Origin of the sequence: Citrobacter sp. C13 (assembly GCF_014596815.2) — a bacterium.
Taxonomy (GTDB): domain Bacteria; phylum Pseudomonadota; class Gammaproteobacteria; order Enterobacterales; family Enterobacteriaceae; genus Citrobacter; species Citrobacter portucalensis.
This window is the reverse complement of sequence record NZ_CP115024.1, coordinates 3,518,355-3,543,168: the sequence shown is the minus strand read 5'-3', so window position 1 is coordinate 3,543,168 and position 24,814 is coordinate 3,518,355. Positions and strand designations below refer to the sequence as shown.

Sequence of the window (24,814 nt, the reverse complement as noted above, 5' to 3'; positions counted from 1 at the left end):
GACAAACGGGTTTGTTACTGGGATGCGCTTTACTGCTGATGGCCCATTCGTCATGGGCGACAGTCTGCCAAAACTCGAATGGCACACCAACGGATGTTTTTTACGATCTGTCGAACGTCTTTAACAGCAGCAATAACCGGCCGGGACAGGTGGTGACGTTACCGGAAAAATCGGGCTGGATTGGCGTTAATGCTACCTGTCCGGCCGGGACGACGGTGAATTACACCTATCGAAGCTACGTTACGGAACTCCCTGTGCAAAGTACAGAAAATGGTTTTCAGTACCTGAAACTCAATGACTACCTGCTGGGGGCTATGAGCATCACCGATAGCTCTGCTGGGTTGTTTTATCCCCCGCGTAATTATATCCGTATGGGAACTCACCCCAACGTACCTAAGCAGCAGCCTTTTGGCGTAATGGATTCAAAGCTGGTGTTTAAACTCAAAGTGATTCGCTCGTTTATTAACATGGTGCCGATCCCGCGCCAGACCATGTTCAGAGTCTATGTCACGACCAGTACTGGAGATGCGCTAAGCACGCCGGTTTATACCATCAGCTACAGCGGTAAGGTGGAGGTTCCACAAAACTGTGAGGTGAATGCAGGGCAGATTGTCGAGTTTGATTTTGGCGATATTGGCGCATCGTTGTTCAGCAAGGCGGGGGCAGGAAACCGTCCCGAAGGCATTAATCCGCAGACCAAAACGGTGGCGATAAAATGCACCAACGTCGCTGCACAAGCCTACTTAACCATGCGGGTAGAGGCCGAGAAAGCCTCCGGGCAAATGATGGTATCGGACAATCCTGACTTAGGGTTCATTGTCGCCGACAAAACCGGTAGACCGCTGACGCCCAATAATCTGTCCAGCACGATCCCATTTCAACTGGATGATAACGCCGTGGCAAACGTGAGTATTCGGACATGGCCGGTCAGCGTGACAGGGAATAAACCTACCGAAGGGCCTTTTACTGCCCGTGGCTATCTGCGAGTAGATTATGACTAACAAGCAAACGCCAACTTCATGGGCGCTTTTGGTGATGCTGCCCATACTGATATTCAGCTCGTTGTGCCATGCGGCCTCATCGCTGGGCGAAATCAATATTGAACTGCGCGGAAACGTGGTGGACTTTACCTGTGCGGTGATTGCCAGTGACAGCAATAAGTCGGTTGAATTGGGCACCTGGCCAACAAAGCAGTTACAGACCAGCGGGGATACTACCCAACCAGTCGCGTTTACGCTGAAGCTGGAAGGCTGCCCGCCGGGATCCGCGTCAATAACGTTTTCTGGTACTCCGGCCCCCGGTACGACGTTGTTGGCGCTTGATGACGCAGTGATGGCGCAAAAGGTGGCGATCGAACTGCATGACAGCGACCGTACGCGATTACCGCTCGAGCAGGCCAGCCAAACCGTGGGGATTGATGAGAACGGCAATGCCACGCTGACCTTTTTCGCCAACTATATCGCGTTAGCAGACGGGGTTCAGCCAGGCCTCGCCAGGGCCGATGCCACATTTATGATTAACTATAACTAATCAATGCGCGGATAAAATGCTCCCGAACGAAGTCTCGCCGGGAGTGCTATTACATTAATTCATGCATTTTTGCGTAATCGATCAGCTCAACGATAGTATGTAAGCCGAGTTTGGCGTAGATGTTAGCTTTGTGAGCACTAATCGTTTTATTGCTGAGTAACAGCTGCTCAGCAATTTCCTTATTAGAGAGGCCATTTGCCAGATAACGCAAAACCGTAACTTCGCGATTAGAGAGCGGCATGTCATTCAATACACCTTTTTTCATATTTATATTGTTAATGAAGTTTAGGGTGTCTGAAGGGAAAAAAGAATATCCCGATAAAATCATTTTTACCGCATTGTAGATATCATTCAAATCCTTTCGTTTACTGACAAAACCATTTGCACCGGCCCGGATAGCACGCCCGGCATAAAAGGACTCCGATTTGGAGGAGAGAAACAGCACCCGAGTATTCTCCTGCAGAGACTTTATTCTCTTGAGTAATGTAAATCCATCTGAACCAGGTAGTTCAATATCCAGAATGACAAGATCGACAGGGTAAGTGCGCAGGTGCTCTATTGCCGTACGGCTGTCATCGGTCTTCAACACAACCTGGATATTACTGTTTTTTTCAAGTAGTACTTCTATCGACATTCTGACAATAGGGTGTTCGTCCATAATGATAACGGATGCTGGTTTCATTGTTGTATGCCTCAAACTGTATGCGTATCTTGATAATTTTATAAAACATCAGGCGTTATAATATTGTCAAATAGCCAAGGGTTGTTCTGAGGGAGAGTCGAATAAATATTATTTCATCCTTGTTTATTCGGTTGCTCTTCTACAGAACAATGAATTTGTGGAAAATCCATTTCACACTGGGAAAACTAACAATTAATCAGAAAACTATGGGGATTATACCTGCTCTGTTCTTTCGGAAAAGGCTTACAACATTCAGGTTGTTAATGTCAGTTAGGATGTTCTAAAAGATCCAGATGTGTTAATGACTATTGGCATTATTTTACTGCTGTTTGAATTATGGCAGACTGAAAAAAAATTTTTAAATGGTAAAAACAGTACAATAAACTAATTGTTTAGGATTTGTTAAGGTGGGAATGACGCTATTTGTGCTGATATGCACAGAATCAGTATGGTTTACTGGGGTGGTGGAAGTTAGCATAATACCAGGAATAGTTGTAAATATTAAATAGTTGTGAAATTTAGATCTTTTATCTCATATAAAAATAAGTAATTTCCTAAAAAATCTTATGGCACATAGGGTTAGGGTGTTAAATTAAATGAGCAGAGGTAACGCTGAGGCGATGTATCAGGTGCAAAAAACGCTGCCGGTTTGCTAAGCCCAGACGCGCAATCAGCTGGTTCAGGCGATAGATGATACGGTGGTAGGGGCGAGCTTGTAACAAAGCAATCTCTTTTAAGGAGTTACCTTGTAAAAGTAATTCCACCATCTCCCAATCGAGCTGGTTTATGTGCCTGGAGTGAATATAGTTAAGGACTGGCGACAAGAAAGCGCGGCGCATCTCCGGGAGGCGCAGGCTACGTGACAAGATATAAAATGGACCGGACAGAGAAATAAAAGGGATTAGGTCTTCATCGTGGCGGGAAAGCAATATGAAGATTTGGATGTTATTCCGCGGTTTAATTAGCTGGCGCAGATACTCCAGAACATCAAAATAAGAGATTGTTAAACCTTCCATATCAACCACTAACTGACTAATTACCGACTCTCGCAGGCTGACTTTGGCCGATTCAATGGTCTGGAAGATCGCGGTACGTGCTCCTGAAAATAAATGTCGACCCAGCGCATAGGCCAGATAGTAATCTGTCGTAATAATCGCCTGAGATATAGTGTCACTCGGTAATGCGTATTCGAGTTTTTGCGTCAGATACTCAAGTTGGTCGAATACCTGTGATGTGTAGTGAGGATATTGCCAGGTACAGTTAGTGTTTCGTATACGGCGATGTCGATCCCGGCGTTTTGCGCTGTGCATCCTTTTCCATTCCATTTCTGTTGCGGCAGGTCTGGATAAATTGCCGACTATAAACATCCCTGACCCAAATTTTCTCCAGCGTAAAGGCGAGTTTCCTTGTGCTGTTGGGTTTCAATGCTTCAGCAATCATCAGACTGGCAATTGCGTATCCCATCAGAATAATCTGCCGGAAGTTTTCTGATGTCTTACTCAATGCCCAAAAAGTCGTTTTATCCAGTTCAACCTCTCTATGGGATTAGATAAAATATTACCGGGTGTGTCTTTCTGTTACCCCGGAAATAGTAAGCCAGGATTATTCTGGCAGCCTGAAGCCAGGTACAGTAGGTGTCGATACTTAATTGGTGATGAGATTTTTCTCAATAAAAAATCAGGCAGAGAGATGCCACCTAATTTTGTAGAAAGTTCAGATGCGCCCGGATGTATCTTAAGAATTGCTGATCGTTTTTCACATGCAGCTTTTTCATAATGCTGCGACGGGTGGCTTTGGCCTGAATTTCGCTTACCGAGAGCAGGTGAGCCGTTTCGGCTAAGGTATAGCCGCTGGCGAGAAACATTAAGAACTGACGTTCTTCGATAGAAAAGTTGCGAGTGGTGCAGTAATGGCAGATAGTTGCGGGCACGTTGTTGCGCAGCGCACGTTTTTGCAGGATGAGGACTAATTTTTTAGTCATTTCCTCAACGTCATCTTCCCGATAGATCAGTGGCAACATGTACAGGCAGGGCCGGAACATCAGCTTATCTTTATCGTTTCTGTTGCAGATGACAACCCGGTGTTGGCGGCGGGTATGGACCGGAATCTGATAGCAATCGGCGCTGAGCCAATCTTCATCCAGGGAAATAAACGCGATGTCAGCGCGATCGATATCCTCGACAGGCAAAAAGCAAATCTCCTGATGCCACTGATTTGCCAAATAGGAGATGATAATTTTTAGTCCATGTTCGAAGTGACTGTTTTCTTCCTTGATGGCGATACTTAACATTAAAGAGTTCCTGAACCGCTGGAGGGGTAGGGGAATGTTAAGCAAAATCATAAATATTCTAAATACATGTATCCCTAAATCTGGCGTTTCGTGGGCTGAGTTGTTACCAGGTGATTTCCTGGATACCCTTGAACAAGCAGAAAAAATCAACATTCGTACACTTCGCCAGCAACTGAAACAAAAGGCATTGACTCAGCAGGCGCTGACCGTATAATTCACGCGTTTCATCTGCATGAAGTAATCACTTCGCAATGCGCCCTTAGCTCAGTTGGATAGAGCAACGGCCTTCTAAGCCGTAGGTCGTAGGTTCGAATCCTACAGGGCGTACCATCTCAACATCACTTCAGATGTCCAGCTTCAGCGAATTGCGATGAATTTTCCTTTTCCAACCACGTTTCCACTTCCTTAAGACTGAGTTGTACCTCCTCTCTGAGTGAAAAATCACCCAACGGCTGCTGTTCAAGTGCTGCACACATCGTGCTGGCTGAGCGCATTCCCATGCTGGCGCAGCTGCTTTTTAGCTGATGCGTCAGACGTTTTATCCGCTCATCGTCATGTGCTGCGCGGGCAGCGTCAATCTCATCTAATACAGGAAGAGTGTGTTGCTTAAAGAGCGCTAACCATTCGTGCACCTTTTGCCATCCCATAACCTGGATATCTCCAGACAACTGCTGAAAATCTAACCGTTTGTTGTCATTTTCTGATGCAAGCGGGAGAGTCGCACTACCGTGCAGATAATGCGTAATAAGTCGACTGAGTTCATCCCGGGGGACTGGTTTTTGAATAATGCCAAGGAACAGGGTGCTGGTTCTTTGGCTTAGCGTTTCGTCGATGACGTGCGCGCTAAAGCCGATCAGGCTAAGTGCCGGATAGTCGTGGGCTAACTGCTGTGCCAGCGTGATCCCGTCGATATCAGGAAGATCGAAATCAACCAGAGCAGCATCGTAGCGTGTATTTTCCTGCAATATTTTTAGCGCCTCAGCGGCACTGCTGGCAGCAGTAACCTGTGCGCCATTGAGGATGAGCATTTCAGTACTGATACGTTGTGTAAGGGGATTATCCTCGATAAGCAATAAGCGTAAGCCCTGTAACGATATGGAACGTTGTGCGGGTTTCATGATGGGCATCGTGGTTGCCCGCAATGGCAGACGCAGCTGGAAACAGCTCCCGACGCCGGGCGTGCTGGTGACGCTCAGCTCTCCCTGCATTGCCTGGGCGAGACTGGCGCTGATGGTTAGTCCGAGTCCGGTTCCACCTCGTTTACTGCTTACCTGAACAAACGGCTGAAAAATATCGTGCTGGCGGGCAGGGTCAATTCCACATCCCGTATCTTCAACCTCGATGTACCAGTTTTTGCCCTCACATCGGCTATGCAGGATGATGTGTCCCCGATCGGTAAAGCGTAGTGCGTTGTTTAATAAATTAGTAATGATTTGCCGGATGCGGCGCGGATCGCCACGGAGGGAAGCGGGAACGTCATCGGCAAAATCCGCAACCAGCACGACCGGGCGACCGGCAACGCGGCTGTTCATGAGTTGAAGCGTACTTTCCAGCAAGGGTTTGGGTTCAAAAGGCTCATCGCCTATCGCAACATTTTTTCCACCGGCTTCGATAGCGGAATAGTCGAGGATATCGTTGAGGATGGTCAGCAGAGACTCGCCCGAGTCGGTGATTGCGCGTAGATTTTCCCGATGCTGTGCCAGGATGGGATTGTCTGAGAGCAACTGCGCAGTGCCGAGGATACCATACAGCGGGGTGCGTATTTCATGGCTCATGGCGGCAAGAAACGCCGATTTTGCCTGGTTAGCTTTTTCAGCTTCTGCACGGGCCTGTCGGTGTTCAGATACCATAGAACGCAGCTCGGCGGTGCGAGCTTTAACCTGTGCGGCCAGATGTTCACGATGGCTATTGAGGGCGTGAACGCTGCCGCGAAAGGCATCCATCAACCGCCCGATTGTATCCAGTTCACGAACGCCTGCGGTTTCCGGGAATGGGGAGTCAATATCTCCCTCAAGCAGACGCTGTAACGCCTGGGTTTGCTGTGCCAGTGGTCGAGTGACTGAGCGATAAACCACACGCCAAAGTATAAGAATCAGCAAACATAATGACACGCCACCTAACAGCAGCAGCAAGTGTTGCCCACGCTGGCTGGCCTGTTTGAGATGCGCCAGTCCGCTTTGATTGCGTTGGCCGATGATTTCCACCAACTGGCTGACTTCGCTACTGAAACGGGTAAATTGCTCGATATTATTCTGCGATAAGATCTGCAATTGGGTGGTGATGTCATTATCCTGGCGATACAGGGACAGCAGCTCAATATAACGGCTAATCGTATTGACGGCGTCGGCAACCTGAGTACACACCACCGGATCTTCGATACGTATTTGTCGGCGGTGAAGTACTCTGACGGCGGCGTTTAGCTGGCTTTCCAGCGCCGCGAGGTTATTTTGCGCCTGGTTATTCCCCAGGTTCATGACCATTTGCTGCACGCGTAGCGCACTCAGGCGCAGTTCATTCATCTGGTTATAATATTCCAGATCGATATCGATGAGCCTGTCCAGCGCGTGTTCAGCGGCCTGCCCTTGATGGCTCTCAATCAAATCGTAAATGCTGGCCTGTGTCGCACCCGCCGACGTGGCGGCATTACTGGCCTGACCACGTGCCATTTCGGCAACGTCAGCGGTGGCCTCAATAATTTGCTGGCTGAGTTGTTGCTGTTGAATGCGTAATTTCAGGCGTTCGCCAACCATCTCCCCCTGATGGCTTAACGACCGGGCGATTTCTTTCTCCTGCTGTTCAATGGCAGAAGTATCAAAGTCCTGTTCACGAAGGGTTTTGAGTAATGTGGTAATTTTCAGACTCTGGGCAGTTAGCATTCTCCCCTGAGCCAGCCACATGTTTTCATTGTCTGCGGTGGTCAGATTTTGTGCGGAAAACAGTTCCCAGGCACTGGCCTCGCTGAGCTGGCGCGCCATATCCATGGTTGGAATTAGCGCCTGGGTATTGGCCTGCTCAACCTGGCTGACAAAACGCAGGTTATACCAGCCTGTCAGCGTACTGATAAGAGTCAGTGCCGCCATCAGGGCAAAGCCTATCCACAGTCGTTTGGTCAGAGATAAATTCACTGTCTGGTCGCCACAGATTAAAAAGGTTGAGTCCAAAAGAGGAAAGCAACTAGGATAAAGCCTTATCAATGTTGAGGCTATCATGCGCGTATTGCTTTTCCTGCTTATAACGCTTATTCCCGGCCTGGGTCACGCGACCGGGTCCGCATTGCTGCGCTGGCAGGATACGCAGCAGGCAGTCCCGGAACGGCAAACGGACGTTACTGCAAACAAAGTCTGGAAACTGTGCGCGCTGTATCCCAGCCTGAAAGACTCCTATTGGCTTTCCGTGAATTACGGCATGCTTGAGGCGGCGAGAAAATATGGAGTAAGCCTGAAGGTGTTAGAGGCGGGAGGGTATCGTCAGTTCTCCACGCAAAAAACACAAATCGCCCAGTGCCAGCAATGGGGAGCAGATGCCATATTGCTGGGTAGTAGCACGACGACCTTCCCGGATCTTTCCGCGCAGGTAGGCGCGTTGCCGGTCATTGAGGTAGTGAATGCGATACACGATCCGACGGTGAAAGCACGGGTCGGCGTTCCGTGGTTCCAGATGGGGTATCAGCCGGGTCGCTATCTGGTCAAGTGGAGCAGTGGCAAACCGTTAAAGGTTCTGCTATTGCCAGGACCTGATGACGCCGGAGGCAGCCGCGAAATGGTGGCAGGATTCCGTCAGGCGATTGCCGGTAGTCAGGTGCACATCGTGGATGTGGCGTTGGGGGATAATGATATTGAAGTTCAGCGCAACCTGTTACAGGAGATGCTTGAACGTCACCCGGATGTCGATGTGGTTGCCGGTACGGCAATTGCTGCGGAAGCGGCGATGGGAGAGAAGCGGAATCCGGGGACGCCGCTAACCGTGGTCTCTTTTTACCTGTCGCATCAGGTATATCGTGGACTCAAACGCGAAAGAATCATTATGGCTGCCAGCGATCAAATGGTCTGGCAAGGTGAACTGGCGATTCAACAGGCTATCAGAGTATTACAAGGGCAACCGGCACCGGAAAATATCAGCCCGCCTATCCTGGTGCTCACCCCGAAAAATGCCGACAGCGAGCATGTTCAGCGCTCGCTGTCTCCCGGCGGGTTCCGTCCGGTTTATCTGTATCAGTACACGTCGGCCGCTAAAAAATAACCTTCGCCGTGCTGTGTCACCAGTAAATCAGCCCGTAGCTTGTGGCGCAAACGGCGGATTAATACATCCACGGTGCGTAAGTCTGGATTGTCTACCCGTCGTGCCGAAAGCATACGCAGTAAACGTTCGCGGCTGAGAATTTCCCCCGGATTGGTGACAAAGGCGACCAGCATTTCATACTCGGCGCGGGTGAGTTTGATCGTCTCATCGCCCAGCTCCAGGGTATGCCGGGAGACATTCAGACAGTATCCGGCAAACTGATAGCAGTTATCTTTGGTCTCCGGCTGTGCCTGGCGGGCAAGATCGATACGCCAGAGCAAATTTTTAACCCGAACCACCAGTTCACGTAGCTCCAGCGGCTTGGTGACATAATCATCAGCGCCCATTTCCAGGCCAACGATCCGGTCAATTTGATCGCTACGACCTGTCACCAGAATTATCCCCACCGTTGAGCGTTCGCGCAGGGCGCGGGTCAGCATTAAGCCATTTTCGTCCGGGAGGTTGATATCCAACAGAATGAGATCGACAGGATGTTGTGACATGATTTCACGCAGACCAGCTCCGCTGGCGGTGACAGAGACATGATAACCTTCCTGTTCAAAATAAGCCTGTAACCGTGCCTGGGTGACCGGTTCATCTTCAACAATGACAATGTGATGCGGCATCCTGATGGCGTTCTCTTTCTGTTCATATCTGTTCACATTGTGCCGTAAGCCATTCATCCTGACCAGTGTTACTGTTCACATTTGAGAAATAAGATCCTCTGTAACTAAACCATAAGATTACAGGGGCTATTATGCGGAAACTATGGAGGGCGCTGCTCAGACCGAGCGCACGTTGGTCAGTGTTGGCGCTGGTCGTTATCGGGATTGTGGTCGGTATTGCGCTGATCGTCTTGCCGCACGTTGGTATTAAATTAACCAGTTCTACCGAGTTTTGCGTGAGCTGCCACAGTATGCAGCCGGTTTACGAAGAATATAAACAGTCTGCACATTTTCAGAATGCCTCCGGGGTACGCGCAGAATGTCATGACTGCCACATTCCATCCGATATTCCAGGCATGGTGAAACGTAAGCTGGAGGCCAGCAACGATATTTACCAAACCTTTGTTGCCCACTCTATTGATACTCCAGAGAAATTCGAAGCCAAACGCGCTGAGCTGGCGGAACGCGAATGGGCGCGAATGAAGGAGAACAATTCCGCGACCTGTCGTTCTTGTCATGACTATGATGCGATGGACCACGCTAAACAACATCCTGAAGCTGCGCGCCAGATGAAGATTGCGGCCAAGGACAACCAATCCTGTATCGACTGCCATAAAGGTATTGCACACCAGCTTCCCGATATGAGCAGCGGTTTCCGCAAGCAGTTTGATGAGTTACGCGCCAGGGCGAACGATGATGGCGAGACGCTCTACTCTCTGGACATCAAACCTATTTATGCCGCCAAAGGTGATAAAGAACCTGCAGGCTCACTGCTGCCCGCTTCTGAAGTGAAAGTGTTAAAGCGTGATGGTGACTGGCTGCAAATTGAAATTGTCGGCTGGACCGAGAGTAATGGGCGTCAGCGCGTGTTGGCGCAACTGCCGGGCAAGCGCATTTTTGTGGCTTCCATTCGTGGCGATATCCAGCAGCACGTGAAGACGCTGGAGCAAACCACCGTTGCGGAAACGAATACGCCATGGAGTAAATTGCAGGCCACTGCCTGGATGCAGAAGGGCGATATGGTCAACGACATCAAACCGATCTGGGCTTATGCCGACTCACTCTATAACGGAACCTGTAACCAATGCCACGGCGCACCAGAGAAAGAACACTTTGATGCTAACGGTTGGATTGGCACGTTGAACGGCATGATTGGATTTACCAGTCTGGATAAACGTGAAGAACGTACCTTGCTGAAATATCTGCAAATGAATGCCTCTGACACTACGGATAAGCCGCATGGCGATAAGGGAGAAAGCAATGAAAAATAACGATCTCTTTCAGGCATCGCGCCGACGTTTTTTGCTGCAACTGGGCGGCTTGACCGTAGCAGGTATGTTAGGGCCTTCGCTGCTCACGCCGCGTAGCGCTAATGCCGCAGAGGTGCAGGGGGCAGGCGTCAAAGAGGGGATTCTGACCGGTTCTCACTGGGGGGCCATTCGTGCCACCGTGGTTGACGGTCGTTTCATTGAGGCCAGGCCGTTCGAGCGCGATAAATACCCGTCAAAAATGATCGCCGGACTCCCGGATCACGTACATGGTGGAGCGCGTATTCGCTACCCGATGGTCCGCGTGGACTGGTTGCGTAAACGCCATCAGAGCGATACCTCGCAACGTGGAGATAACCGCTTTGTGCGCGTTTCGTGGGATGAAGTGCTGGATTTCTTCTATCAGGAACTGGAGCGCATTCAGAAGACTTATGGTCCGAGCGCGCTGCTAACGGCCAGCGGCTGGCAATCGACCGGGATGTTCCACAATGCTTCCGGGATGCTGGCGCGTGCCATTGCGCTGCATGGCAACAGCGTGAGTACGGGGGGCGACTATTCCACCGGTGCCGCTCAGGTCATTCTGCCACGTGTGGTGGGATCAATGGAGGTCTATGAGCAGCAAACCTCCTGGCCACTGGTACTCGAAAACAGCAAAACCATTGTGCTGTGGGGTTCTGATCTCATCAAAAACCAGCAGGCGAACTGGTGGTGTCCGGATCATGATGTCTACGAATACTACGAGCAACTGAAGGAAAAAGTGGCACGGGGCGAGATTTCGGTCATCAGCGTTGACCCGGTCGTCACCTCGACTCATGACTACCTGGGCCGCGACAAGGTTAAGCACATCGCCGTGAATCCGCAGGCTGATGTACCGCTACAGCTGGCGCTGGCACACACGCTGTATACCGAGAAGCTCTACGATAAGCATTTCCTCGAGAACTACTGCGTTGGGTTTGAGCAATTTCTGCCTTATCTGCTGGGAGAAAGTGACGGACAGCCTAAAGATGCCCAGTGGGCGGAAAAAATCTGCGGGATTGATGCTGAGACAATCCGTGAACTGGCACGGCAGATGGCGGGCGGCAGAACGCAAATTATTGCCGGCTGGTGCGTGCAGCGTATGCAGCACGGGGAACAGTGGGCGTGGATGATCGTGGTGCTGGCCTCAATGCTCGGGCAAATTGGCTTACCCGGGGGGGGATTTGGCTTTGGCTGGCACTACAACGGCGCGGGCACCCCAGGGCGTAAAGGCGTTATCCTGAGCGGATTTTCTGGTTCCACCACCGTTCCACCGGTACATGACAGTACCGATTATAAGGGCTACAGCAGTACCATCCCGATCGCGCGTTTTATCGATGCGATTCTGGAGCCGGGCAAGAGCATTAACTGGAACGGTAAAACCGTCAAACTGCCACCGTTGAAGATGTGCGTTTTTGCCGGGACCAACCCGTTCCATCGTCACCAGCAGATCAACCGTATTATTGAGGGCTGGCGTAAGCTGGAAACCGTTATCGCCATCGACAATCAGTGGACGTCGACCTGTCGATTCGCCGATATCGTATTGCCGGCGACGACCCAGTTTGAACGTAACGATCTTGACCAGTATGGCAACCACTCCAACCGCGGCATTATCGCTATGAAGCAGCTGGTGCAGCCGCAGTTTGAAGCGCGTAATGATTTCGATATTTTCCGCGATCTTTGCCGCCGCTTTAACCGTGAAGAAGCGTTCACAGAAGGGCTGGATGAGATGGGCTGGTTGAAGCGCATCTGGCAGGAAGGAAGCCAGCAAGGGAAGGGACGCGGTGTTCATCTTCCGGCTTTCGACGTTTTCTGGAATCAGCAAGAGTACGTTGAATTCGAACATCCGCAGATGTTTGTCCGCCATCAGGCCTTCCGCGAAGATCCTGACCTTGAACCTCTGGGGACGCCGAGCGGTTTGATCGAGATCTATTCGAAAACTATTGCCGATATGCAATATGACGATTGCCAGGGGCATCCAATGTGGTTTGAGAAAATCGAACGTTCACACGGTGGGCCTGGATCGCAACGTTGGCCGCTGCATCTGCAATCCGTCCACCCGGATTTCCGTCTGCATTCACAGCTCTGCGAGTCCGAAGCGCTGCGTAAGCATTACGCGGTAGGTGGCAAAGAGCCGGTGTTTATTAACCCGCAGGATGCCAGCGCCAGGGGGATCCGCAACGGCGATATAGTTCGTGTATTTAACGCGCGTGGACAAGTTCTGGCCGGCGCGGTTGTCTCCGATCTCTACTCGCCGGGCGTGGCGCGCATCCATGAAGGGGCCTGGTACGATCCTGATAACGGTGGCGAAACCGGAGCGCTGTGTAAATACGGCAATCCGAACGTGTTAACGATAGATATCGGCACATCTCAACTGGCGCAGGCGACCAGCGCCCATACTACGCTGGTGGAAATTGAGAAGTATACCGGCAAAGTGGATAACGTGACGGCGTTCAGCGGCCCGATAAAAATGGTGGCGCAGTGTGAATATGTCCCGGCTGAGCAGGTGAAGTCATGATAAAAGACACCTCCCTGACAACAGAACAGATGGCCTGCGTTTATGCCTGGCTGGCGCAAATGTTTTCCCAGGAGCGTGACGGTGAAGGATTAGCGCAATTGCAGTCCAGCGAAATGGCTGAGTGGTTCGCGGTGCTCAAAGGCGAGCCGCTGCTTGAGGCGCAGGTTCTTCAACTGGAAGCGAAAATTGCCGCGCTCAAGGTCCGTGAAGACGCTACTCTGGAACTGGCGGCTGATTTTTGCAGCCTGTTCCTGATGTCGGATAAACACGCAGCGTTACCCTACGCATCGGCTCATCTTGAAGAAGGGCCAAACTACGGGGTCATTAAACAACTGTTATCTGATGCGGGCATGCAGGTAAGCGATACGTTTAGCGAATCAGCCGATCATCTGGCGATTTTTATCGAACTGCTGAGTCATCTGCATTTTTCTCTTGGTGAGCCAGGGGTTAGCCGTCAGCGTATTGATGCGTTGCGCAGAGAAACGCTGGCGGGGCTGTTACGCTGGTTACCGGAGTTCACCACTAAATGCCGCAGATATGATGACTTTGGTTTCTACGGCGCGTTGAGCCAGCTGCTGCTGGCATTTGTCAGGCTGGATCATCAGAACTGAGTGATGGCCTGAGCCACAGAAAAACGGGAGCACATTCGCTCCCGTTTTAACCCTATCACCGCACAACCAGCACCGGGCATTTCGCGTGGCGGACTACGGCTGCCGCCGTTGACCCCAGCAAATACGTGCTAAAACCGGGCTTATGTGAGGCAATGACAATAAGCTCGGCGTCCACCGCTTCCGCCACCTTGAGGATCTGATCTTTTGGTGGGCCGTAAACGACGTGAGTCTGACTCCTGCCCGCAGGAATATTGAACTGCTTAATAATCTCTTCGAGTTTTTCGCTGGCCTTGGCCTGCAAACCACTTCTGTCCGGAAATTCGGTAGAGTAGGCCAGCCCCAGCGAGGCATAGAACGGAACGGTAGGAATAACGGCTAAAAAGTGAACCTTCGCGGTTTTGGCATGCGCCTGGACCTGCGGAACAACATGACGAGTTAAATCGGTTTCAGAGATATCAATGGGCACCAGAATTGAGCGATACATATTCACTACCTCCTGTTTGTTTACCTCTACTCTGAGTGTAGCGAAAGTCGTCTCTGTATAATAAGTGACCAGATCAAGATTGCATGCATAAAATGTACGTCAATGAAAGGTGTGCGCCGCAAGTCTTATCGTGAATATATATCTGAGCAAAAACTAAAAGGGAAGTCTCTTCGTAAATGCTTGTCATCTCGAAATAGAAAAGGATTCATTTTCATGTCTTTTCATTGTATATTTTATTATATAACGAGTGTCGCTAAGGGATGAATTTTAACGCACCTCAGTAATCATTGGATTTTTATTCTTATATTTCCATAATTAATAGTTAATTAAACCGTAGATTGAGATTAAAATTCTGATTTTAAACGGAATTTGATATTTACATTTCGTTCTCATTAATTATGCGAGCCCCTTCAAACTTACCCGTTAGCTGATTCTTATTTCTCTCTTCGCTTGATGAATATCAATAAGTAGCTGCTTTAGTATATTTATTGTCTACCCCTAAAAGGGTATTCGTCTGATGGAGATAAAAGATGAGAAAAATAAATAAAACTATCCTATGGACGATGCTGCTGTGCATTGCTCTTGGGGCTATTATTGTGTTGGCTGGGCAATGGACATTGCACAAAACCTCGAGCACGGAATTTTGTTTGTCGTGCCATACGATGCAGGCACCTTATGAGGAATATACCGGCTCGGTTCACTTCCAGAATCAGAAAGGCATTCGCGCAGAATGCGCGGACTGTCATATCCCGGAGGGCGGTCTGGATTTTCTGGTGGCTAAGCTGCGGGCCTCAAAAGATGTTTATCATCAGTTCATAACCAAAAAAATCGATACCCCGGAAAAATTTGAAGAACACCGTCTGGAGATGGCGCAAACCGTTTGGGCACAGCTCAAGGCTAATGATTCTGCGACCTGCCGTAGCTGCCACAGTATGGACGCCATGGATCTTGCCGCACAAAGCGCGGATGCCCAGAAGATGCACAAAATGGGCATCGCAGAAAAGCAAACCTGTATTGATTGCCACAAGGGCGTCGCCCATTTCCCACCTGAAATAAAAATGGATGACAGCGCGCTCAAAGGGCTTGAAGCGCAGTCAGCCTCCACTCCAGCCTCGGCAACTGAACTTTATGCCGTAAGCAATACCGCGTTGGGCGATCTGGGAACCGTTTACCCGGCAACAAAAATGCAGGTTCTGAAAACAACGGACAACGCGCGACTGGTCGAGATTCGCGGTAGCCAGATGCAGGGAAGTGAACAGGTTATTTACTACGCAGCAGGGCAGCGTTTGATTCTTGCCAGCCTGAGTGAAAAAGGTCAGCAGTCGCTGAAGATCCTCTCCGACTGGAAAAAAGATGATTACGGCAATACGTGGCGAGATGTCGTGCTGCAGGGCGAATGGAGCGGTTCCGCTCTCGCCAGCCGCGAGCCGATGTGGGATTACGCGCGCAAACTCGACAATGTGTACTGCGCAGGCTGTCATGCGCCAATTCCGGCGAATCATTTCACGCTCAACGCCTGGCCTTCAGTAGCCAAAGGGATGGGGGCTCGCACCAATATCAGTGAAACCGAACTGGATATCCTGAGCCGTTACTTCCAGTACAACGCTAAAGACATGAATAAATAAGCGATCAATCAGGAGAAATCATGAAACTCACAAGACGTGACTTTATTAAGACGGCTGGCGCGGCAACCGGGACAATGGCGATTTCTTCGGTGATCCCAATGCCAGCCTGGGCCGAAGGCCAGAATGGCGGGGCAATCCTGACGGCAGCACGTTGGGGTGCGGTATACGTGGAAGTAAAAGACGGAAAAGTGGTTTCCTCAAAAGGTGCGTTGCCGAAAACGGTGCCGAACTCATTACAGCAAACCGCGCCAGATCAGGTTCATACCAATATCCGCGTTAAGTATCCGATGGTGCGCAAAAGCTATCTGGAAAACCCGGGTAAAGCGGATGGCAAACGCGGTAACGATCCTTTCGTGCGGGTTAGCTGGGAGCAAGCGCTGAAGCTCATTCATGAACAGCACAGCCGGATCCGCAGCAGCTATGGTCCCGCTTCGATATTTGCCGGTTCTTATGGCTGGCGATCCAGCGGCGTTCTGCATAAGGCGCAAACCTTACTGCAACGCTATATGAGCATGGCCGGTGGCTACGCCGGGCATACCGGAGATTATTCAACCGGTGCCGCGCAGGTGATCATGCCATACGTTGTGGGATCGGTTGAGGTTTATGAGCAGCAAACCACCTGGCCGATGGTGCTTGAGCACAGTCAGGTCGTGGTGCTGTGGGGGATGAATCCGCTCAACACCCTTAAGATTGCCTGGAGCAGCACGGATGAACAAGGGATTGAATACTTTAATCTGCTGAAGAAATCAGGGAAAAGCGTCATCGCCATCGATCCGATGCGTTCTGAAACTATCGAGTTCTTTGGTGATAACGCGACCTGGATTGCGCCACATATGGGGACCGATGTGGCAATGATGTTAGGGATAGCCCATACGCTGGTGAAGAAAAACCTTCACGACAAAGCCTTCCTGGAAAAATACACCACCGGATATCCGCAGTTTGAAGAGTACCTGCTCGGCAAGAGCGATAAAGTAGAGAAAACCGCCGAGTGGGCATCTGGCGTGTGTGGCGTGCCTGCTGAGCAACTGGAAAAGCTGGCGGAAATTTTCTCCAGCAACAAAACCATGCTCATGGCAGGTTGGGGGATTCAGCGCCAGCAATACGGTGAGCAAAAACACTGGATGCTGGTGACTCTGGCGGCGATGCTGGGGCAAATTGGTACCGAAGGCGGCGGCTTCGGGTTCTCTTATCACTATTCCAACGGCGGTAACCCAACGCGCACCGGTGGGGTCTTACCGGCGATCTCCGCCAAAATTGAGGGTGGGTCATCGGCAGGTAATGACTGGGCGGTTTCCGATGCGGTGACCAGCCTGCCGGTAGCGCGAATTGTCGAGGCGCTGGAAAACCCAGGCGGCAAATATCAACATAACGGTAAAGAGCAAACCTTCCCGGATATCAAAATGATCTGGTGGGCGGGCGGCGCTAACTTTACCCATCATCAGGATACCAACCGCTTAATCAAAGCCTGGCAGAAGCCTGAGCTGGTTGTCATCTCTGAGTGCTACTGGACCGCAGCGGCCAAACACGCCGATATCGTTCTGCCAATCACCACCTCGTTTGAGCGTAACGATCTGACCATGACCGGTGATTACAGTAACCAGCATTTGGTGCCGATGAAGCAGGTCATTGAGCCGCAGTTTGAAGCGCGTAGTGACTTTGATGTATTTGCCGATCTGGCCGAGATGATCAAGCCGGGGGGGAAAGCTGTCTACACCGAAGGCAAAGACGAAATGGCGTGGCTGAAGCAGTTCTATGACGTCGCCCAAAAAGCCGCCCGCGCCCAGCGTGTCGCCATGCCGCAATTCAACGCATTCTGGCAGCAGAATAAACTGATCGAAATGCGTGAGAATGAAAAGAATAACAAATATGTGCGCTACGCGGATTTCCGCAGCGATCCGGTGATGAACGCACTCGGAACGCCGAGCGGCAAGATAGAAATCTACTCGAAAACGATTGAAGGCTATCAGTATAAAGACTGTCCGCCGCATGCGTCCTGGATTGAACCGGATGAATGGAAAGGAACTGCGGATAAAGATCAGCTGCAGCTACTGACGGCGCACCCGGCACATCGTCTGCATAGCCAGCTGAACTACGCGTCGCTGCGTAAAGAATACGCGATTGCCAATCGTGAACCGGTGACGATTCATCCGGATGACGCAAAAGCCAGAGGGATTGCCGAGGGCGATCTGGTCCGCGTATGGAATGCTCGCGGACAGGTTTTGGTAGGAGCGCACGTCAGCGACGGCATCAAACCGGGCATCATCTGTATTCATGAAGGCGCCTGGCCGGATATTGAAAACGGTATCTGTAAAAATGGCGGTGCGAACGTGCTGACGGCGGATATCCCAACCTCACGGCTGGCGAATGGTTGTGCCGGGAATACCAGCCTGGTATACGCAGAAAAATACACCGGTGAAGCGCCAAAACTCACCGTCTTTGATGAGCCAGCCATTGTCACTATGTAATAAAGGCTGATAAACGGGAGCCGCAAGGTTCCCGTTTTTTATTGCTGTATTGGCAACGTTGACTGTCGTTACTCTGCCAGCACAATTACATCTCCCGTTGCCGGGGCGTCAGTTCCCGGTAGCCACAATCGCCCCCACGAACCGGTGCAATGACAGCCAAGCAGTTTTTCGGGGTGTTGTTGCTGAATAAATTGTCGGGTCCGCCATAGCTTAGCGGGGGAGGCTGCACGTAAATGAAACCCACCGACGAGGGCATAAATTTTGTTAACCCCGGTGATTTTCTGGCAATGGCGTACGATGTTTTCTATTCCCCGATGCCCGCAACCGGTAATGATGACTAACCCGCGTGCAGATTTATAGATCAATACGCCTTCGTCACTGATGTAATCTGGCTGGAGTTTTTTCTCGCTAATCACGCCATAGGACTGTGGCGTGGGGACGCTAATTTCTCCGGACCACAAAAAGCGATCGCTGATAGCCAGCGGCTCGCGGGTGTATTCCATTATGAATCGAGAGTAGTTGTTATCTAGCGAGAGTTTTTTAATTTTTCGTGGTATTCCCGCAACCGTTATCGATGCGTAACGCTCGCAGGCCAGTTGAGGATGGCAAATGATACGGCTGTTATCCGCAAGCCACGGCACGCCGCCGCAGTGATCATAATGACCGTGCGAAAGTACTACGGCGGTTAATTGGGTCAGGTCTACGCCCATTTGCGTAGCGTTGTGCATGAAGCTGCCATCCGGCCCGGTATCAAACAATATTGTGGTTGTTTCATCCTGAACTAACAGACTTAATCCAGGCTTGGCCAGTAATGATTTTCCAGCGCCAGCAGCGCGTCGGTTTTCAAGCAGCACCGTGAGGGTTAAAGCCATGCCTGACTCCCGTATTAAAACGGCATATTGTAATGCATCGGTTTTGAGAGCGCTGTGATCTCAGCGCTCTTTAACGTTATCCGTCATTCACGCACAATTTTGCCTGCGTTTCCTGCATCGCTGTCATTCCAGCTACCGTGACCATTTGTTTTAATCGTATAGGTGGCATAGCCGACACGGAAGGTCATCGTATCCTTATAGGTATTTACGTCACGCACTTCATTACCATTGACGTAAACGCCGGAATCTTCCACGTGAATATCAACGCTGCGTTGACCATTGGCAAATTTGGCTACGTAATTTCCGCTGAATTTGCCATCAATACCGGCATTATCGTGGTTATCCGTGTTAGTGGTATTTTGCTGTTTTTCACCATGATGATGACGATTCTGCTGGCCGTTGCTGTTCTCAATAAAGCCATGATCGCGGTTCCACTGATAGGATTTATTCACATCGCAGCCATTGAGTTCACTCATCTGCGTACAACCTGAACGTTCATACTTTTTCTGCATTGCCGGGGTAATTGCACATGCTGTTGTGGCAGTTGTCAGGCCAAGGACCAGGAGGGTTAGCAGACGTTTATTCATTTTTTACTCACTATCATCATTAAATTTATTTATAGGAATGCGAACTTTTTGACTGTCATGTTTACGACGACGGCAGTCTCCCATTAAATATTAATGAAGCATACCAGGGGGAATCCTAATTTATAATTAGGGTGGGGTGATCAATGCTGTAATACGCAACATAATAAGCTGTTTATTTACTTATTTTATACAATCCGGGTAGAGAACTAAGATGTATTTACTTTTAGAAGAAGGATTTAATGAATTATTAATATTGACATTAACGATGAAGTAGGTCGCGGGCTTGTATATAAACAGGCCCGCGTGGGGAGAATAGTCCACAATATTCAAACTTCGCGTATTTATGGATGTCGTTGTCAATATAGTTCGTCTTTACCCCTGAGTGGAAATCTGCGCGCGGTGCTGCTCGGCCTGCACCTCATGAGCAAATGAATGGCCGTTGTTTACCGATTGGTGAACAACCATCGCTTTTTCATGTTCATTCATTTGTGAAAATGATTTCGCATTGGTTGATGTTGACGATGAATTATTTGCCTGCGCGGCATGTGCTTGTGCCATTTGTTGATGTGCAGGGGCATCGCTGTTATTCATCATTTCATGAGCCATTGCGGCCTGCTGATGCATTTTGGGTGTTTCTGCCGCATTAACGCCAGCTGAAATAAAAAACGCGATAGCTAAAAAAGAGGACATCTTATTCATCATATTTCTCCTGTTTGGGTTTATGGAAGAAAGTATAATTAATAGGGGCTGTCAGTGGCGTGACAGGATTATGACGGTTGTGTCAGACAACAGGTGATGACGGGTATAAGCGTCATCACCATAAATTACATCGCGTGCTTGGGCAGCGTCAGAATAAAGCGAGTGGCATGAGGGTCGGAAGTCACCGAGACTTTTCCTTGATGGGCAGTCACAATCGATTTCACAATCGCCAGACCAATGCCGCTGCCTTCGCCCTTACGTTGTCGTGAAGGGTCCACTCGATAAAAGCGGTCAAAGAGTCGCGGAAGATGTTGCGGGGGAATGGGGTTTCCGGGATTCTCAACGACTATCTGCACCTGGCCATCCGCCTCTTTCACCCGCACGGTTACCGACTCGCCTTTTGGCGTATAGCGCATGGCATTTGACAGCAGATTACTCATTGCCCGGCGTAACATTAATGGGTCGCCAGAAACCCAGCATGCACGTCCTTCAAAACGTAAACCAACCTCACGCTCTTCAGCCCAGGCTTCGAAAAAGTCGAATACTTTACCGACCTCATCAGCCAGATTGAGCGCTTTTTTTTCTGGGATCAGCTGATTGTTATCCGCCTGCGCCAGAAACAGCATATCACTCACCATCTTCGACATACGGCCAAACTCTTCGAGATTAGAATACAGCACATCTTCGAGTTCTTTTTGGCTGCGGGTCTGGCTGAGCGCAATTTCCGTTTGGGTGACGAGATTAGTTATTGGCGTGCGGATCTCATGGGCAATATCCGCCGAGAAGTTCGACTGGCGTTTAAATACGTCCTCGATGCGTTCGATCATGTGATTAAACGAACTCACCAGCTGTTCCAGTTCAATAGGAACCGCTTGCGGATCGAGGCGTACATCGAGATCTTTCGAGGTGATATTTTGGATGCGACGACTGACATTACGGATCGGTTCATGGCCTTTGTATACGGCGAAAAGCACGATAAAAACAATCATCATGCTAATCAGCGATGCCGTCATAATCAGCTTGTTTTTCAGATCGTTAATATAGTGCAGATGAAAGTCGATCGATAATGCCAGATACAAGGTATACGCTGGTTTTCCATCGGCAAGCTGTCCTACCGGCAGGCGAATCATTCGCCAGTTAGACGATGTTTTCTGTCCGTGAATATGTTTGGAGGTTTGCAGCGTGGGGCCTGAGATAATAAAAACGTCACTGGCATGGGCATTTTTATCCGGCCTTGCGCTGGCGATAAATTGCCGGAGATCCGGCGCATTGGGCGAATGAAAAATGGCCTTCTGGTTGCTATCTTCCAGAGAAATAATGACGTTCGAATAACCCGCCACCACATTTTTTAGCGTTTCCAGGCGGCGTGATTCTGGCTCGTTGGGTTGGTTAATAATCCTCTCCAGCGTGGCGCTAATCTCTTGTAAATCGTTGATGTCCTGCTCGGCGAAGTGGACTTTCACGGAGTGGATCATTATCCATGCAAAGGCGAAAAATGAAGCAATTGTCGCCAGGCTGATAAAAAAGGTCAGTCGTGTCGCCAGTGAAAAAGGGCGCCGCCATCGTTTACTGGTCATCAGGAACCTCAAGCATATATCCCACACCGCGCACGGTCTGAATCAGTTTCGGCTCAAAATCGTTATCAATTTTGGCGCGCAGACGCTTAACAGCGACGTCGATAGCATTAGTATCGCTGTCAAAATTCATATCCCAGACCTGGGAGGCGATCAGTGAGCGGGGTAAAACTTCCCCCTGATGGCGCAGGAAAAACTCAAGCAGCGTAAACTCTTTGCTGGTCAGGGTGATGCGCGTACCGCTGCGGGTGACTTTCCTGCTGACCAGATCGACCATTAAATCCGCGACCTGAAATTGGCTTTCGACAATCACCGCAGCGCCCCGGCGCAGCAGCGTTCTGACCCGAGCCAGCAGTTCGGCGAAGGCAAACGGTTTAACCAGGTAATCATCAGCACCCAATTCCAGACCTTTAACCCGATGCTCAATGGTACCCAGTGCGGTGAGGAGAAGAATGGGCATTCCTTTGTTGGCGGAACGCAGCATCCGCACGATATCCCAGCCGTTTACATCCGGCAGCATGATGTCGAGTATGAGCAGGTCGTAATCGCCGGTCATCGCCAGGTGATACCCGTTCAGGCCGTTATCCGCTAAATCCACGACAAAACCCGCTTCCGTCAGGCCTTTTGTCAGGTATTCACCGGTTTTTTTCTCATCTTCGACTATCAAAACCTTCATCGCATTCTCCTTCTCGCACTGGTTGTGCGGACTTTCAATTCTAGGGAAGCGGGATCGGATAGCAATCGGTTATTGGGAAAATGACAGTTTTGTCATTTTCCTGTCACCGGTTAAACAGAGTCAATTCGTTAAAGTACAAGACTATAAATTCCTACTTATTTTAGGGACATCAGTCCGGTCAGGACGAGAAGAACTATGAGCAAATTTAAGCTTCTTACTCTCAGCGCTATATTCGTGCTCGCTGGTTGTTCATTGGCGCCGGACTATCAGCGCCCGGCTTTGCCGGTGCCACAGCAATTTTCTTTAAGCCAGAATTCCCTGGTGTCGGCTCCTGGCGAATACCAGGACACGGGGTGGCGAACCTTTTTTGTTGACAACCAGGTGAAGGCGTTGATTGGTGAGGCGCTGATCAATAACCGCGATTTACGCATGGCGACGCTGAAGGTTCAGGAAGCGCGAGCGCAGTATGGCGTCACGGACGCTGACCGTTATCCGCAAATCACGGCAGGCTCCAGTGGTACCTACAGCGGTAAATTAAAAGGTGATAGCAGCACCGATCGTGAATTCGAAGCTGGACTCAATCTCAGTTTCGACCTGGATTTCTTTGGGCGGCTTAAAAATATGAGTGAAGCCGAACGGCAGAACTTCTTCGCCAGCGAAGAGGCGCGTCGGGCGGTGCATATCTTATTAATTTCCAACGTGTCACAAAGTTATTTCAACCAGCGCCTGGCTTACGCGCAGTTGCAAGTTGCCGAAGAAACGCTGCAAAACTATCAGCGCTCTTACGCTTTTGTAGAGAAGCAACTGATAACCGGTAGCACCAACGTACTGGCGTTGGAACAAGCACGCGGTGTGATTGAAAGTACGCGTAGCGAAATTGCCAAGCGTAAAGGTGAGTTGGCACAGGCCAATAACGCGCTGCAACTGTTGCTGGGTACATACGGGAAATTACCCGATGACCAGGCGCGCAGCCGTGGGGATCTTAAACCGGTAACGCTGCCGCCATCGCTTTCGTCGCAAATACTGTTGCAGCGCCCGGATATTATGGAAGCTGAGCACGGATTATTGGCGGCAAATGCCAATATCGGTGCTGCGCGGGCGGCATTTTTTCCGTCGATAACGTTGACCAGTTCCGTGTCCAGTAGCAGTAGCGATCTTTCCAATTTATTTAATGCCTCCAGCGGCATGTGGAATTTTGTCCCCAAAATAGATCTTCCAATCTTCAACGCCGGACGTAATCAGTCCAATCTCGACCTGGCAGAAATTCGCCAGCAACAGTCGGTAGTGAATTACGAACAAAAAATTCAGAACGCGTTTAAAGAAGTGGCGGATGCACTGGTGTTGCGCCAAAGCATTGCCGATCAAATTAGCGGGCAGCAGCGTTACCTGGATTCATTGCAAATCACACTACAGCGCGCCAGAGCGCTTTATCAGAATGGTGCAGTTAGCTATATCGAAGTATTAGATGCAGAACGTTCTTTATTCGCTACGCAGCAATCGCTGCTCGATCTTAATTACGCCCAACAGGTTAATGAAATTAAGCTGTTTGCTGCCTTAGGCGGCGGTTGGGTGGAGTAATCCTTAATATTAACTTTTCAGGAGCATGATGTATGAATACTACCGCCAAAGCCGTGCTGTTTAGCCTTTTCTCTATGGTTATGTTTAACGCCCAGGCCAATGAAAATCAGCATGGCGAGATGATGAATATGCAGCCAGCGGCTCAACAGGAACAACTCATTAGTGCTACCGGGGTGATTGAAGCTGTTGATATGGAGAGTAAAAAAATCACGATCAAACATGACCCTATTCCAGCGGTGAACTGGCCGGCCATGACGATGCGCTTTACGCTGGTTGCTGATACGAAGGCTGATGATATTAAGCCTGGCGATAAGGTCGCGTTTACGTTTGTTCAGCAGGGAAATCTCTCTGTGTTACGCGATATTCACATCAGTAAATAACGTTCTCGCTGGTCTCT

Annotated in this window: 22 protein-coding genes and 1 tRNA gene; 12 read left to right on the top strand and 11 right to left on the bottom strand. The window is 50.0% G+C overall.

Annotated elements, in window-relative coordinates; translation table 11 throughout:
- Positions 1–38: 38 nt before the first annotated feature.
- Together fimH and sfmF are read left to right on the top strand one after the other, a co-directional pair.
- Positions 39–1,001 (top strand): type 1 fimbria D-mannose specific adhesin FimH, encoded by a 963-nt coding sequence (gene fimH, locus IB222_RS17035; RefSeq protein ID WP_231133700.1) that lies wholly within the window; start codon positions 39–41, stop codon positions 999–1,001.
- A 34-nt stretch (positions 1,002–1,035) separates the two neighbouring features.
- Positions 1,036–1,530, top strand: coding sequence for a fimbria assembly protein (gene sfmF, locus IB222_RS17030; protein ID WP_174785122.1), 495 nt, complete (start codon positions 1,036–1,038; stop codon positions 1,528–1,530).
- Between the two features lie 49 nt (positions 1,531–1,579).
- On the opposite strand, the gene fimZ is transcribed toward sfmF, so the two are convergent.
- The 3 genes from fimZ to fimW all read right to left on the bottom strand — a co-directional run bounded on the left by fimZ (position 1,580) and on the right by fimW (position 4,502).
- Complete coding sequence (gene fimZ / locus IB222_RS17025; RefSeq protein ID WP_003831119.1) at positions 1,580–2,212, bottom strand: fimbria biosynthesis transcriptional regulator FimZ; 633 nt, start codon at positions 2,210–2,212, stop codon at positions 1,580–1,582.
- A 587-nt stretch (positions 2,213–2,799) separates the two neighbouring features.
- Positions 2,800–3,522 carry a fimbriae Y protein gene (locus tag IB222_RS17020; protein WP_126955890.1) on the bottom strand — a complete coding sequence of 241 codons (723 nt, stop codon included), beginning with the start codon at positions 3,520–3,522 and terminating at the stop codon, positions 2,800–2,802.
- Positions 3,523–3,908: 386 nt separating this feature from the next.
- Positions 3,909–4,502: a fimbria biosynthesis transcriptional regulator FimW gene (gene fimW, locus IB222_RS17015; RefSeq protein WP_149384092.1), complete on the bottom strand. Its 594-nt coding sequence runs from the start codon at positions 4,500–4,502 to the stop codon at positions 3,909–3,911.
- Between the two features lie 34 nt (positions 4,503–4,536).
- Here fimW and IB222_RS17010 point away from each other — a divergent pair, with 34 nt between their 5' ends.
- Together IB222_RS17010 and IB222_RS17005 are read left to right on the top strand one after the other, a co-directional pair.
- On the top strand, positions 4,537–4,716 hold the full coding sequence (locus IB222_RS17010) for a hypothetical protein (protein ID WP_149384093.1): 180 nt from the start codon (positions 4,537–4,539) through the stop codon (positions 4,714–4,716).
- Between the two features lie 39 nt (positions 4,717–4,755).
- A tRNA-Arg gene (locus tag IB222_RS17005) sits at positions 4,756–4,832 on the top strand.
- A gap of 8 nt (positions 4,833–4,840) precedes the next feature.
- Here IB222_RS17005 and torS read toward each other — a convergent pair.
- The gene (gene torS / locus IB222_RS17000) at positions 4,841–7,627 is read right to left on the bottom strand and encodes a TMAO reductase system sensor histidine kinase/response regulator TorS (protein ID WP_149384094.1); all 2,787 of its coding nucleotides are present in this window, start codon (positions 7,625–7,627) and stop codon (positions 4,841–4,843) included.
- Positions 7,628–7,709: 82 nt separating this feature from the next.
- On the opposite strand from torS, the gene torT reads away from it, so the two are divergent.
- Complete coding sequence (torT, locus tag IB222_RS16995) at positions 7,710–8,741, top strand: TMAO reductase system periplasmic protein TorT (RefSeq protein WP_149384095.1); 1,032 nt, start codon at positions 7,710–7,712, stop codon at positions 8,739–8,741.
- Here torT and torR read toward each other — a convergent pair.
- Complete coding sequence (gene torR, locus IB222_RS16990) at positions 8,714–9,406, bottom strand: two-component system response regulator TorR (RefSeq protein ID WP_020996565.1); 693 nt, start codon at positions 9,404–9,406, stop codon at positions 8,714–8,716. The genes torT and torR overlap by 28 nt on opposite strands.
- Before the next feature lie 131 nt (positions 9,407–9,537).
- On the opposite strand from torR, the gene torC reads away from it, so the two are divergent.
- The 3 genes from torC to torD are packed head-to-tail and all read left to right on the top strand — an operon-like array spanning position 9,538 to position 13,857.
- Positions 9,538–10,716, top strand: coding sequence for a pentaheme c-type cytochrome TorC (gene torC / locus IB222_RS16985; protein WP_003831126.1), 1,179 nt, complete (start codon positions 9,538–9,540; stop codon positions 10,714–10,716).
- Positions 10,706–13,246 (top strand): trimethylamine-N-oxide reductase TorA, encoded by a 2,541-nt coding sequence (gene torA, locus IB222_RS16980; protein WP_149384096.1) that lies wholly within the window; start codon positions 10,706–10,708, stop codon positions 13,244–13,246. The genes torC and torA overlap by 11 nt, the downstream gene beginning before the upstream one ends.
- Positions 13,243–13,857, top strand: a complete 615-nt coding sequence (gene torD / locus IB222_RS16975; protein ID WP_149384097.1) for a molecular chaperone TorD — start codon at positions 13,243–13,245, stop codon at positions 13,855–13,857. The genes torA and torD overlap by 4 nt, the downstream gene beginning before the upstream one ends.
- A gap of 55 nt (positions 13,858–13,912) precedes the next feature.
- Here torD and uspF read toward each other — a convergent pair whose 3' ends face one another.
- The gene (uspF, locus tag IB222_RS16970; protein WP_079938314.1) at positions 13,913–14,341 is read right to left on the bottom strand and encodes a universal stress protein UspF; all 429 of its coding nucleotides are present in this window, start codon (positions 14,339–14,341) and stop codon (positions 13,913–13,915) included.
- 563 nt (positions 14,342–14,904) lie between these two features.
- Between uspF and IB222_RS16965 the strand changes: the two genes are divergently transcribed.
- Complete coding sequence (locus tag IB222_RS16965) at positions 14,905–15,966, top strand: NapC/NirT family cytochrome c (protein ID WP_232794612.1); 1,062 nt, start codon at positions 14,905–14,907, stop codon at positions 15,964–15,966.
- Positions 15,967–15,986: 20 nt separating this feature from the next.
- On the top strand, positions 15,987–18,431 hold the full coding sequence (locus IB222_RS16960; protein ID WP_149384098.1) for a trimethylamine-N-oxide reductase 2: 2,445 nt from the start codon (positions 15,987–15,989) through the stop codon (positions 18,429–18,431).
- A gap of 68 nt (positions 18,432–18,499) precedes the next feature.
- On the opposite strand, the gene IB222_RS16955 is transcribed toward IB222_RS16960, so the two are convergent.
- The 5 genes from IB222_RS16955 to cusR all read right to left on the bottom strand — a co-directional run bounded on the left by IB222_RS16955 (position 18,500) and on the right by cusR (position 22,839).
- Positions 18,500–19,303 (bottom strand): MBL fold metallo-hydrolase, encoded by an 804-nt coding sequence (locus tag IB222_RS16955; RefSeq protein ID WP_149384099.1) that lies wholly within the window; start codon positions 19,301–19,303, stop codon positions 18,500–18,502.
- An 83-nt stretch (positions 19,304–19,386) separates the two neighbouring features.
- The gene (locus tag IB222_RS16950) at positions 19,387–19,890 is read right to left on the bottom strand and encodes a hypothetical protein (RefSeq protein WP_008784020.1); all 504 of its coding nucleotides are present in this window, start codon (positions 19,888–19,890) and stop codon (positions 19,387–19,389) included.
- A 372-nt stretch (positions 19,891–20,262) separates the two neighbouring features.
- Positions 20,263–20,589 carry a hypothetical protein gene (locus IB222_RS16945; RefSeq protein WP_063941361.1) on the bottom strand — a complete coding sequence of 109 codons (327 nt, stop codon included), beginning with the start codon at positions 20,587–20,589 and terminating at the stop codon, positions 20,263–20,265.
- Between the two features lie 125 nt (positions 20,590–20,714).
- Positions 20,715–22,166: a Cu(+)/Ag(+) sensor histidine kinase gene (locus IB222_RS16940; protein ID WP_063941362.1), complete on the bottom strand. Its 1,452-nt coding sequence runs from the start codon at positions 22,164–22,166 to the stop codon at positions 20,715–20,717.
- Positions 22,156–22,839: a copper response regulator transcription factor CusR gene (cusR, locus tag IB222_RS16935; RefSeq protein ID WP_003831137.1), complete on the bottom strand. Its 684-nt coding sequence runs from the start codon at positions 22,837–22,839 to the stop codon at positions 22,156–22,158. Before cusR ends, IB222_RS16940 begins: the two co-directional genes overlap by 11 nt.
- Positions 22,840–23,034: 195 nt before the next feature.
- Here cusR and IB222_RS16930 point away from each other — a divergent pair, with 195 nt between their 5' ends.
- Positions 23,035–24,417 (top strand): efflux transporter outer membrane subunit, encoded by a 1,383-nt coding sequence (locus IB222_RS16930; RefSeq protein ID WP_149384100.1) that lies wholly within the window; start codon positions 23,035–23,037, stop codon positions 24,415–24,417.
- Between the two features lie 32 nt (positions 24,418–24,449).
- On the top strand, positions 24,450–24,797 hold the full coding sequence (cusF, locus tag IB222_RS16925) for a cation efflux system protein CusF (RefSeq protein ID WP_003831139.1): 348 nt from the start codon (positions 24,450–24,452) through the stop codon (positions 24,795–24,797).
- Positions 24,798–24,814: the final 17 nt, after the last annotated feature.